This is a genomic window from Frankia sp. CpI1-P, assembly GCF_001421075.1.
In the GTDB taxonomy this organism is placed as follows: Bacteria; Actinomycetota; Actinomycetes; order Frankiales; family Frankiaceae; genus Frankia; species Frankia torreyi.
Genome location: NZ_LJJX01000048.1, coordinates 1 through 11,689 on the forward strand (window position 1 = coordinate 1; position 11,689 = coordinate 11,689).

An 11,689-nucleotide genomic window follows, 5' to 3' on the forward strand; every position below is an offset into this window, starting at 1 on the left:
GGCCGGAGTTCATTCCGTTCCTCGACTACCCACCCGAGCTCCGGAAGATCGTGTACACGACCAATGCGATCGAGTCGATGAACTTCCAGCTCCGGAAAATCACGAAGAACCGCGGGCATTTTCCCGACCGTGACGCGGCGATGAAGCTACTCTACCTCGGGCTTCGCAACATATCGAGTCAGCGGGGCGGCGAGTCNGGCACCGGAACCCACGGATGGAAAATCGCACTCAACACGCTCTCCAGCCTCTTCCCCGGACGCCTACCTTTCTGATAGTGTGAACGCGTAAGCTAAGCTATTCACCTCTGGCTTACACGGAAATCGTGACAGGCTCGCGGGCGGCACGCGGGGGTCCTGGGCGGACCCACGACACCGACCACCTGCTCCTGCTCTGCTCCGCCCACCATCACACGATCCACGACGACAACATCGCCCTCACCCGAACCCCCGACGGCACCGCCCACGCCCACACCCCCGACGGCCGCACCCCCACCCCTCGACCCCGGCCCCCACCCCACCAGCACCCTCGCCGACACCACCCGACACATCCCGACACATCAACCCCACCGCCATCCACACCCCCGACGGCGGCCCACCGAACCTCCACGACTCCATCCACACCAACCGGCCCAACCCAGGCCCCCAGCACTCGACCTCCGAGACAACGCCTCCACACAGTCAAGCTGCCTAACTAGATCGCTTGGTGCGGCCCCGCGGAACCGACTCCCGGGCACTTCCGCACCCAGACCACCAACACCCCATCGGGCCGGCGAGAAGATCGTTACTGCTTCTTCCCCAACCCGCACCTCACGGTGCCGGGTAGCGGCGGGGGGTGAAGACGAGGTCGCGGCCGGTGCCGCGGCGGACGATCCGCGTCGTCGAGGAGCCGACGAGCAGCAGGCAGCGCATGTCGACCACGCCCGGGTCAAGATCGCCGAGAGTCGTCACGGTGACGGTCTCGGTGGGGCCGCCGACGTCGCGACCGATCACCACCGGAGTGTCCGGCGCGCGGTGCTCCAGCAGCGCCGCGCGGGCCAGTTCGAGCTGCTCGCGGCGTGTCCGCGACGCCGGGTTGTAGATGGCGAGCACGAGGTCGGCCGCCGCGGCGGCGCGCAACCGCCCCTCGATGATCTCCCAGGGCTTGAGCCGGTCGGACAGTGACAGCACGCAGAAGTCGTGGCCGAGCGGCGCGCCGACCCGGCTCGCCACCGCCTGGGCGGCGGTCAGCCCGGGCACGACCCGCACGTCGACGTGGGCGAACCGCCGCTGCGCCGCGGCCTCGACGACCGCGGTCGCCATCGCGAAGACGCCGGGGTCGCCGGAGGACACCACCGCGACGTTCGCCCCGGCGGCGGCCAGCTCCAGAGCGAGCTCGGCGCGTTCCGCCTCGACCGTGTTGCCCGACGGGTGTCGGCGCTGGCGCGGATCGGCGGGCACCCGGTCGAGGTAGGGGCCGTAGCCGATGAGGTCGTCGGCGGCGGCGAGTGCGGCGGCGGCCTGCGGGGTCAACCAGCCCTGCGCGCCCGGGCCGAGCCCGACCACGACGACCTCGCCGACCACGACGACCTCGCCAACCTCGCCAACCTCGACGGCGCGGGGCGCATCGGTGGCCTCCCCGACCGCCGGCGCCGGCGCCGGCTGGCTCGCGGCGCCGACGAGCACCCAGTCGGCCTGGCCGGCGCGCAGNGGCGCCGGATCGTCCGGGCCGCGCACCGGGCTCGGCAGCACGGCCAGGGAGAAGTAGGGCACGGTGGCCGGGTCGACCTCGCCGAGCGGGGCGATCCGCTGACCGGCGGTCGTCGCCCGCTCGACGTACCAGGTGTCGGCGAGCCGGCCGGCGTCGGTGAAGGCGTCGCGAACGCCGGGGAAGGTCCGGCCCATCTTGAGCACGACCGCGGTGTCTGTGCCGGCGATGCGCTCGGCGAGGATCTGCGGCGTCAGCGTGCCCGGCAGGACGGTGAGGACCTCGTTGCCCTCGACGAGCGGGCGGCCGAGCACCGCGCAGCCCGCCGACAACGACGTCACCCCGGGCACGACCTCGGTCGGGTAGCGATCGGCGAGACGGCGGTGCAGGTGGATGAACGACCCGTAGAAGAACGGGTCGCCCTCGCTGAGGACGACGACGGTCCGGCCGGCGTCGAGGTGGGCCGCCAGCCGCTTGGCGCAGTCCTCGTAGAACTCGTCGATCGCCCCCCGGTAGCCGCCGGGATGACTGGTCGTCTCCGTGGTGACCGGGTAGACCAACGCNTCCTCGATCTGGTCGCCGCGCAGGTGCGAGGCGGCGATCGACCTGGCGATGCTGCGACCGTGCCGGGCGCTGTGATAGGCGATCACGTCGGCGTCGTGGATGAGCCGCGCCGCCCGCAGCGTCATCAGCTCGGGGTCACCGGGACCGACCCCGACCCCCCACAGCCGGCCCGTCGAGCTGGCCTCCGCCGATTCACGCGGGTCGCTCATTCGTCCTCACTGGCGATCGCGTTGACGGCGGCGACGGCCATCGCGCTGCCACCGCGCCGGCCGTGCACGACGAGGAACTCCAGGCCCGCCGGATCATCGGCGAGCGCCTGCTTCGATTCGGCCGCGCCGATGAAGCCCACCGGGACGCCGAGGACGGCCGCCGGCCGTGGCGCGCCGGCCGCGACGAGTTCCAGCAGCCGGAACAGCGCGGTCGGGGCGTTGCCGATCGCGACGACAGCGCCGGCGAGGCGCTCGCCCCACAGGTCGACCGCCGCGGCGCTGCGGGTCGTGCCCAGCTCTGCGGCGAGGCCCGGCACCCGCGGGTCGCCGAGCAGGCACAGCACGTCGTTGCCGGCGGGCAGCCGGCGGCGGGTCACCCCCGCGGCGACCATCTGGGCGTCGCACAGCACCGGCGCGCCGGCCAGCAGGGCCGCCCGGGCCGCGGCGACCACGCCGGGGCTGAAGGCCACATCGTCGACGAGGTCGACCATGCCGCAGGAATGAATCATGCGGACGGCGACGCGGGCGACGTCGACGGGTAGCCCGTCGAGACGGGCCTCGGCGCGGATCGTCGCGAACGAACGACGGTAGATCTCCGCGCCGTCCCGGACGTAGTCGGGACGCGGCGTTCCGGCCGCCATCGCCACCTCCATCAACGATTCTCCCGTCCATCCCGACGCGGGCGGGCAACCGACCGCTGCGCCGCCACCACGTCGACGAGCGCGTCCCAGTCGACGGCCGACACCTCACCCGGGAGGGCGCCGTCCGACCAGGGCACCAGCGTCCCGCTGCCGGCACAGCGGCGGACCCGGTAGCCGATGGCATCGGCGACGACCTCGACCACCTCGCCGGCCAGCTGGCCGCACCGGCGAGCGCAGCCCGACCAGTGCACGGGCAGCCGATCCCGACGGTGCCGCGGTCCGTCGCCCGGCGAGGGAGGCCGCCCCGGGGCGCTACCTGCCCCCGCCGATCGGCCGGCATCGCGGCGAACGTCGGCGAGCGCCTTGGCGCATCCCGGCCGCCCGGCGCAGCTCGTGACCCCGACCCAGCCCGAGTCCGCGTCGACGACGAGGCCCGTGGCGGCCAGCCGGTCCGATTCCCGCGCCACTGCCGCAGCGTCGAGGTCGCGCAGCACGACCGACCGCCACGGTGTCACCATCACCTGGCCGTCACCGTCAGCCTCGGCGACCGCGGCGAGCAGGTCGAGCTGGTCGGCCCGCAGCCGCCCGAGCGGGACGAGCGCGGTCAACGCCCATCGACCGTCCCGCTGGCGGTGCCGACCCGGCCGGGCGCCCGGCGGTCCACCGCCGACATCAACACCGGCGCCGACATCAACACCGGCGGCGACATCGACACCAGCGGCGGCTGCGGCTGCGGCGAGCAGGCGATCCCGCCCGGTGGGCAGCTCGGCGACGCGCCAGGCTGTCGCGGCGGCGCCCCCGGCGGTGCGGACGTCGAGGAAGGCCCGGGCGGCGGCGAGCAGCGCGGGCACGGCGGCGCGGTCCGGCATCCGCAGCGCGGTCGGCCCGCCAGCGACAGTCGGCCCGCCAGCGACGATCAGCATCGTCTCCCCCGCCGGCAGGGCGCGCAGGGCGAGGTCGGCGGGCAGTTCGGCCAGGTCGCCGCTGCCGTCGTCGACGGCGAAGAGCATCCGCCCGGGCAGGGCGGCGAGCTGCGGGTCCGCGCACAGCCCCGCGTCGAGGGCGTCGACGAGCGAGGCGATGTCCCGCACCCCGGCGGCGGCGCGCCCGGACAACGGGGAGCCGACGATGTTGCGGACCCGCTCGTGGGTGGTCGACGGCAACAACCCGACCGCCCCGGCCCGCGCGGCGAGGACCGCGGCGGCGCCGTCGGCGAGGCCGCGAAGCTGCACGTTCCCCCGGGAGGTCAGTTCCAGGAAACCGTCAGCGACATCCCGGGCGCAGGCCGCGAGCGCGCGCGCCGTGCCGCTGTCGAGGGCTCCGCCGGGAATCCGCAGCCGGGCGAGCGCGCCGTCCGCGGCCGGATGCGTCCGCAGCACGCCGGGGCAGGCGTCATGGGCGCGCTCCCGCGGGCTGGTNGGCACCGGCGGAGCATACGTGCCTCGCCCGGCACCTGTCGGTTGATCGTTGTTCGTGGCGGTATCCGCACAGCGCTTGACACACCCAGCGGCCGTTCTGCGATGGTGAGGCGCCCAACCCCGGGAGAGGCAGCACCATGACCCCTGCGCCCAGCACGCCGTCCGAGTTCACCGCCGAAAGCGAGCTCGACGCCGTCGTCCTGCTGCTGTCGACGTCGGACACCGACCTGCTCTCCGCGCGGGCCAGCGGCGCCCGCTACCGGCTCGGCAACCCGGCCCGCCTCGACGTCACCGACGCCAGCGACGCCAGCGACCTCGACGAGCTGACCGACGGCGTGGACGTGATCGTCGTGCGCATCCTCGGCGGACGGCGGATGTGGGAGGAGGGCCTGGCCGCCCTGCTCGCCGGGCCGCGGCCGGTGGTCGTCCTCGGCGGGGAGCGGGCCCCGGACGCGGAGCTCATGGCCATCTCCACGGTGCCGGCGGGCATCTGCGCCGAGGCGCACGCCTACCTCGCCGAGGGCGGGCCGGCCAACCTCGGCGAGCTGCACCGCTTCCTCGCCGACACGCTGCTGCTCACCGGCGGCGGGTTCGCCCCGCCGGTGACGACCCCGGCCTGGGGCGTGCTCGACCGGCCCGCCGCAGCTCAACCGGCACCGACAGCTCAACCGGCACCGACGGCCGCCGACCAGGGCAGCCCGGTGATCGGGGTGTTGTACTACCGAGCGCATCACGTCGCCGGCAACACGGCGTTCGTCGAGGAGCTGTGCGCCGCGGTCGAGCGGGCCGGCGGCGTGCCGCTGCCGGTGTACTGCGCGTCGCTGCGCACCGCCGAGCCGGACCTGCTCGCCACGCTCGGCCGGGCCGACGCCCTCGTCGTCACGGTGCTCGCCGCGGGCGGCAGCCAGCCGGCGCAGGCCGCCGCCGGCGGCGACGACGAAGCGTGGGACGTCGGGGCGCTGGCGGCGCTGGACATCCCGATCCTGCAGGGGTTGTGCCTGACCGGCGGCCGGGCGGCGTGGGCGGACTCCGACGACGGGCTGTCGCCGCTGGACGCCGCCACCCAGGTCGCGATCCCCGAGTTCGACGGCCGTCTGATCACCGTGCCGTTCTCCTTCAAGGAGGTCGACCCCGACGGGCTGACCAGCTACGTCGCCGATCCCGAGCGGGCCGACCGGGTCGCCGGCATCGCGGTCGCGCACGGCCGGCTGCGGCACGTCGCGCCCGCCGGACGGCGGGTCGCGCTGATGCTGTCGGCGTACCCGACGAAGCACTCCCGGATCGGCAACGCCGTGGGCCTCGACACCCCGGCGAGCACCGTGCGGCTGCTGCGCGAGATGCGCGCCGCCGGGTACGACGTCGGTCCCGCCGACGGCCCGGACGCCCTGCCGGGGGTCGCCGCGCAGGACGGCGACGCCCTCATCCACGCGATCATCGCGGCGGGCGGGCAGGACCCGGCGTGGCTGACCGCGGCGCAGCTCGCCGGCAACCCGGTGCGGATCTCCGCGGCCGCCTACCGGGCCTGGTACGCAACGCTGCCCGCCGACCTGCGGGCCAGCGTCGAGCGGCACTGGGGGCCGCCGCCGGGCGAGCTGTACGTCGACCGCACCCGCGACCCGGACGGCGAGATCGTCCTCGCCGCGCTGCGGGCCGGCAACGTCGTGCTGCTGGTCCAGCCGCCGCGCGGCTTCGGGGAGAACCCGGTGGCGATCTACCACGACCCGGACCTGGCTCCCAGCCATCACTACCTGGCCGCCTACCGCTGGCTCGCCGCCCCGGCGGCGGCCGGGGGCTTCGGCGCGCACGCCGTCNTCCATCTCGGCAAGCACGGGACGCTGGAGTGGCTGCCCGGCAAGACGGTGGGGATGAGCGCGTCCTGCCCGACGGACGCGGCCCTCGGCGACCTGCCGCTGATCTACCCGTTCCTCGTCAACGACCCCGGCGAGGGCACGCAGGCCAAGCGGCGGGCGCACGCGACCCTGGTCGACCATCTCGTCCCGCCGATGGCACGGGCGGAGAGCTACGGCGACCTGGCCCGCCTGGAGCAGCTCCTCGACGAGCACGCCTCGATCGCGGCGATGGATCCGGCGAAGCTCCCGGCGATCCGCGCCCAGATCTGGACCCTCATCCAGGCNGNCCGGCTGGACCACGACCTGGGCCTGGCCGACCGGCCGCACGACGCCGAGTTCGACGACTTCCTGCTGCATGTCGACGGCTGGCTGTGCGAGGTCAAGGACGCGCAGATCCGCGACGGCCTGCACGTGCTCGGCGTCGCCCCGGCCGGCGAGGCGCGGATCAACCTCGTCCTCGCGATGCTGCGGGCCCGCCAGATGTGGGGCGGCCAGCGGACGCTGCCGGGGCTGCGCGAGGCCCTCGGCCTGGCCGAGGACGACAGCGCCGCCCGCGCCGACGTCGACGCCACCGAGCGCACCGCGCTCGCGCTGGTCACCGCGATGGAGGACCGCGGCTGGGAGCCCGCCGCCGTCCCCGCCGCCCTCGACGCCGTCCTGCCCGCGGCACCAGCCGGCCCCGAGGAGGAACCGGAACCACCCGCGGATGCGCGGCGAGAGGCGGTCGGGGCGGTGCTGCGTTTCGCCGCCACCGAGATCGTGCCGCGGCTCGCGCGGACGACCGACGAGATCGCGAGCGTCCTGCACGCCCTCGACGGCGGCTACGTCCCGGCCGGCCCCAGCGGCTCCCCGCTGCGTGGCCTGGTCAACGTGCTGCCCACCGGCCGCAACTTCTACTCCGTCGACCCGAAGGCGGTCCCCAGCCGGTTGGCGTGGGAGACCGGCCAGGCGATGGCGACGTCGCTGCTGGACCGTTACCGGGCCGACACCGGCGACTGGCCGCAGTCCGTCGGGCTGTCCGTCTGGGGCACCAGCGCGATGCGCACGTCCGGCGACGACGTCGCCGAGGTGCTCGCCCTGCTCGGCATCCGGCCCGTCTGGGACGACGCGTCGCGCCGGGTCAGCGGGCTGGAACCGATCGGCCTGGCGGAGCTCGCCCGCCCCCGCATCGACGTGACCGTGCGCATCAGCGGCTTCTTCCGCGACGCCTTCCCGCATGTGGTCGCGATGCTCGACGACGCGGTGCGGATGGCCGCCGGTCTCGACGAACCCGACGAGGACAACCACGTCCGCGCCCACGCCCGCGCGGACCTGGCGACCCACGGCGACGAGCGGCGGGCGACGCTGCGCATCTTCGGGTCGAAACCCGGGGCGTACGGCGCCGGGCTGCTGCCACTGATCGACAGCCGCAACTGGCGCGACGACGCCGACCTCGCCGAGGTCTACGCCACCTGGGGCGGCTACGCCTACGGGCGCGGCGTCGACGGCGCCCCCGCCCGTGCCGACATGGAGGCCGCCTACCGGCGCATCGCGGTGGCGGCGAAGAACGTCGACACCCGCGAGCACGACATCGCCGACTCCGACGACTACTTCCAGTACCACGGCGGGATGGTCGCGACGGTGCGGGCCCTGACCGGCCGGGCGCCCGCCGCCTACATCGGCGACAGCACCCGGCCCGAGGCCGTGCGCACCCGGACCCTGACCGAGGAGACCTCCCGGGTCTTCCGCGCCCGGGTGGTGAACCCCCGCTGGCTGGCGGCGATGNGCCGCCACGGCTACAAGGGCGCGTTCGAGATGGCCGCCACCGTCGACTACCTGTTCGGCTACGACGCCACCGCCGGCGTGGTCGCCGACTGGATGTACGAGCGGCTCGCCGCGACCTACGCCCTCGACGCCGACAGCCAGAAGTTCTTCACCGAGTCCAACCCCTGGGCGCTGCACGNCATCACCGAACGGCTGCTGGAGGCCGCCGCCCGGGGTATGTGGCAGCATCCCGAGCCCGCCACCCTCGACGCCCTGCAGGAGCTCTACCTTCGTACCGAAGGCGACCTGGAGGACGGCGCCGCGGGCGCCGGGCCGGCCTGACCCGATCGGGCCGGGCCGGGCTGCCCGCGCCGGGCGGACCAGCGGTACCCCCGTCCGGGGCCGTTCGGCCACCGGTCGNATGTGCCGAATGGCATGTCGGGAGCCGTCGAGGGCCTTGTCAGCCCTGGTTTCCCGGCGCGGACGGGGTCGGTGGGCCCTGGTCCGGACGGGCCTCGGAGGGGACAACCAGGCCGGATCCGGGAAAATAACCAAGGTGCGGACGACACTTCTGCTGGTGGGGGACGAGGCCGCCCTGCGGCGCGACCTGGTGCCCGCCCTGCTCGGCGAGGGCTATGGCGTCGACACGGCCGGGACCGGCGAGCAGGCCCTCGCCCTGCTGGCCGCGCGCGGCGCGCATCTCGTGCTGACCTGCCTGCCGCTGGCCACCGATGTGCTGTGGCTGGACGAGCTGGTGTTCGGGCCGGCCGGCGATGATCGGTCGGCTCCGGACGACCCGGGTCGGGCCGCGCCGATGGACGGGCTGGAGTTCTGTCGCCGGCTGCGCGCCGCCGGCGACGTCCCCCTCGTCGTCGTCGCCGACCGGCTGGACCCGACCGGCGTCGTCGCGGCCCTGGAGGCCGGTGCCGACGACTACGTCACCGCTCCCCCGGTCACCCCGGAGGTGCTGGCGCGGCTGCGGGCCCTGCTGCGCCGCGTCCATCCGGAGCAGGCGACGGCGAGCGCGCTGAGCGTCGGCGACCTGCAGATCCGCCCGGCCGAGGGGACCGTCAGCCGGCGCGGCGAGGACCAGCACCTGACCCGCACCGAGTTCCGGCTGCTGTGCGAACTCGCCGTGGCGGGCGGCCGGGCCGTCACCCGCCAGCAGCTCCTGGAACGGATCTGGGGCTACGACTACTTCGGCGGGGCGCGGATGCTCGACGTCCACGTCCGCCGGCTGCGCCGCAAGGTGGAGGTGGATCCCTCCGCCCCGACCCACATCCTCACCGTGCGCGGCATCGGCTACCGCGTCTGCTCGGCCTCGCCTCCGCCGCTGGCTTCGGCCCCGCCCCCGGCCTCGGCGGCCTCGGTTACCCGTTGACCCCCGACATGTCGGGGTAGCGGGTGCCCGCCACCACGGACCCGGCGGCGCCGAGCCGCTGCGCCTCGGCGGGGGTGAGGGCGATCTCCGCCGCGGCGATGTTGTCCTCCAGGTAGCGGCGCCGCTTCGTGCCGGGGATCGGCACGACGTCGTCACCCTGGTGGTGCACCCAGGCCAGCGCGAGCTGCGCGGGCGTCACGCCCTTCTCGGCGGCGAGCTTGTCGATCTCGGTGACCACGGCGAGGTTCGCCGCCAGGTTCTCGCCGTTCATCCGCGGCATGTTCCGACGGAAGTCGTCGGCGGCGAAGTCCGCCGCCGAGCGGAAGGCGCCGGTGAGGAAGCCCCGTCCCAGCGGGCTGTAGGAGATGAACCCGATCCCGAGCTCGCGCAGGGTCGGCAGGATCTCCGCCTCCGGCTCGCGGGACCAGATCGAGTACTCGGTCTGCAGTGCGGTGATCGGCGTGACGGCGTGGGCTCGGCGGATGGTGGCCGGCGCCGCCTCGGACAGGCCGAGGTAGCGCACCTTCCCGGCGGCGACGAGCTCGGCCATCGCGCCGACGGTCTCCTCGATCGGCACCGTCGGATCGACCCGGTGCTGGTAGTACAGGTCNATGTGGTCGACGCCGAGCCGGCGCAGCGAGGCGTCGCAGGCCGAGCGGACGTACTCCGGCCGGCCGTCGATCCCTCGGACGGTGGGGTCGGCCGGGTCGCGGACGATACCGAACTTGGTCGCGAGCACGACCTGGTCGCGGCGGTCGGCGATCGCCCGCCCGACGAGCTCCTCGTTGCGGTGCGGACCGTACATGTCGGCGGTGTCCAGCAGCGTGACGCCGAGGTCGAGCGCGCGGNGGATCGTGGCGACGGACTCGGCGTCGTCCCCGGCGCCGTAGAACTCGGACATGCCCATGCAGCCCAGGCCCTGGACGGAGACCTCCAGTCCCTGGCTGCCCAACGTGACCCTGCGCATCAGCGGTCGATCCTTTCCTGGTAGACAGCGATCTTCTTGTCGATGGCGGCGAGGTTGCGCTGGACCTCGTCGAGGCGCTCCANCACTCGGCGGCGGTGCTCGGTGAGCAGCGCCAGGCGCTCGGCCTCGTTGCCCTCGCCCGCGCCGGCCAGCCGGGCGTAGCGGGCCATCTCCCGGATCGGCATGCCGGTCGTCCGCAACCGGGTCAGGAACGTGACCCAGCGGATGTCGTCGGCGGAGTAGCGCCGGTGCTGGGAGGTGGCCCGGGCGACCGGGTCCCGCATCAACCCGGCGCGTTCGTAGTAGCGCAGCGTGTGGGTGCTGACGCCGGTGGCCGCGGCGGCCTCGGCGATCGTCAGGGTGCCGGTGCCGCTGTCCCCCGCCAGCGGGTCGAACACCGGCTCCTCGCAGGCTGCGTGGGGCGGATCCCCCGGCTCGACCACGCCCGCCGGTTCGGATCGCGGCGGGACCTGGCGAAGCGGGGCCTGTCGGGACGAGGCCTGGCGCGACGTTGTCTGCCGGGGCGACGTTGTCTGGCGGGGAGGTGCCTGCCGGGGAGGTGCCTGGCGGGGCGGGATGGTCGGGCTGGACGTCGTCGCGGGTGCTTCGAGCGTGGCCATGGGACCACGCTAGGACCTGGAGCGCACTCCAAGTCAAAACTCCCGCGATTCACCGCAGGACGACGCACACGATGCTCACAGGCCGCCAGGGACCGCCCCCACCCGCACTTGACAACCATCCGCGGCACGTGCAAAATTTTTTTTGCAGGTAGGTGGAGGTGATTGTGCGACAGCCTGAAGTCACTGGCGACGAGCTGTGTCGCCTCCTTGCGGTGCTCGCCAACCCCCATCGCCTCCGGACGATCGCGGCGCTGGTCGGTGGACGTGCCTATGTCAGCCAGCTCGCCCGGGACCTGGGGATGAGCCGTCCCCTTCTCCAGGTCCACCTTCGCCGGCTGGAGGCCGCCGGACTCGTCTCGCCGCACATCGAGGTATCCGAAGACGGTAAGGCCATGAAGTTCTACGAGATCGTGCCGTTCGCGCTCACCCTCACACCCGAGATGCTGGCGGCCGCCGCCCTAACCCTGACCATCGATGCGGACGGCGCGGCCGACCGACCCGTCCCCCCGTCGCGCAAGAACGGAGACTGACATGATCCAGAGTCTGGCGGACGCCGCCTCGGACGAGCACTCGTGGTCGATCGACGGAATGGTGTGGACGTTCGGTTCGCTGA

The 11,689-nt window shown here is 74.0% G+C and carries 8 protein-coding genes and 9 pseudogenes; 8 read left to right on the forward strand and 9 right to left on the reverse strand.

Annotated features, from left to right (window positions below; translation table 11 throughout):
* Positions 1–196: transposase (locus tag FF86_RS24395; protein WP_242419474.1), on the forward strand; the 196-nt coding region annotated here is incomplete at both ends.
* A 610-nt stretch (positions 197–806) separates the two neighbouring features.
* Here FF86_RS24395 and cobJ read toward each other — a convergent pair.
* The 5 genes and pseudogenes from cobJ to FF86_RS24410 all read right to left on the reverse strand — a co-directional run.
* Positions 807–1,685: precorrin-3B C(17)-methyltransferase (gene cobJ / locus FF86_RS56895; protein WP_242419453.1), on the reverse strand; the 879-nt coding region annotated here is incomplete at its 5' end.
* A gap of 1 nt (position 1,686) precedes the next feature.
* A pseudogene (locus tag FF86_RS56900) lies at positions 1,687–2,246 on the reverse strand (SAM-dependent methyltransferase); the annotation flags it as partial.
* Position 2,247: 1 nt separating this feature from the next.
* Positions 2,248–2,456 (reverse strand): annotated as a pseudogene (locus tag FF86_RS63065) (SAM-dependent methyltransferase); the annotation flags it as partial.
* On the reverse strand, positions 2,453–3,097 hold the full coding sequence (locus FF86_RS24405) for a precorrin-8X methylmutase (protein ID WP_199865489.1): 645 nt from the start codon (positions 3,095–3,097) through the stop codon (positions 2,453–2,455). The pseudogene FF86_RS63065 and the gene FF86_RS24405, both read right to left, overlap by 4 nt.
* 11 nt (positions 3,098–3,108) lie before the next feature.
* The coding region (locus FF86_RS24410) for a nitrite reductase (RefSeq protein WP_242419455.1) at positions 3,109–4,515 on the reverse strand (1,407 nt) is incomplete at its 5' end.
* Between the two features lie 137 nt (positions 4,516–4,652).
* On the opposite strand from FF86_RS24410, the gene FF86_RS56910 reads away from it, so the two are divergent.
* From FF86_RS56910 to FF86_RS24420, 6 genes and pseudogenes are all read left to right on the forward strand, one after another.
* The coding region (locus tag FF86_RS56910) for a cobaltochelatase subunit CobN (protein WP_242419457.1) at positions 4,653–6,326 on the forward strand (1,674 nt) is incomplete at its 3' end.
* 1 nt (position 6,327) lies between these two features.
* Positions 6,328–6,649, forward strand: a pseudogene (locus tag FF86_RS56915) (cobaltochelatase subunit CobN); the annotation flags it as partial.
* Positions 6,650–6,652: 3 nt separating this feature from the next.
* Positions 6,653–8,129 (forward strand): annotated as a pseudogene (locus FF86_RS56920) (cobaltochelatase subunit CobN); the annotation flags it as partial.
* Between the two features lies 1 nt (position 8,130).
* A pseudogene (locus FF86_RS56925) lies at positions 8,131–8,307 on the forward strand (cobaltochelatase subunit CobN); the annotation flags it as partial.
* Position 8,308: 1 nt separating this feature from the next.
* Positions 8,309–8,450 (forward strand): annotated as a pseudogene (locus FF86_RS56930) (hypothetical protein); the annotation flags it as partial.
* Positions 8,451–8,664: 214 nt separating this feature from the next.
* Complete coding sequence (locus FF86_RS24420) at positions 8,665–9,489, forward strand: response regulator transcription factor (protein ID WP_082122197.1); 825 nt, start codon at positions 8,665–8,667, stop codon at positions 9,487–9,489.
* Here FF86_RS24420 and FF86_RS56935 read toward each other — a convergent pair.
* From FF86_RS56935 to FF86_RS24430, 4 genes and pseudogenes are all read right to left on the reverse strand, one after another.
* Positions 9,479–10,099, reverse strand: a 621-nt coding sequence (locus tag FF86_RS56935) for an aldo/keto reductase (protein WP_242419459.1), incomplete at its 5' end; no start/stop codon positions are given. The two genes, FF86_RS24420 and FF86_RS56935, sit on opposite strands and share 11 nt — an antisense overlap.
* 1 nt (position 10,100) lies before the next feature.
* Positions 10,101–10,337 (reverse strand): annotated as a pseudogene (locus FF86_RS56940) (aldo/keto reductase); the annotation flags it as partial.
* Position 10,338: 1 nt separating this feature from the next.
* Positions 10,339–10,456, reverse strand: a pseudogene (locus FF86_RS56945) (aldo/keto reductase); the annotation flags it as partial.
* A gap of 83 nt (positions 10,457–10,539) precedes the next feature.
* A pseudogene (locus FF86_RS24430) lies at positions 10,540–11,076 on the reverse strand (MerR family transcriptional regulator); the annotation flags it as partial.
* A 152-nt stretch (positions 11,077–11,228) separates the two neighbouring features.
* Here FF86_RS24430 and FF86_RS24435 point away from each other — a divergent pair.
* Positions 11,229–11,606, forward strand: a complete 378-nt coding sequence (locus tag FF86_RS24435) for an ArsR family transcriptional regulator (protein WP_236706547.1) — start codon at positions 11,229–11,231, stop codon at positions 11,604–11,606.
* Positions 11,607–11,689: the final 83 nt, after the last annotated feature.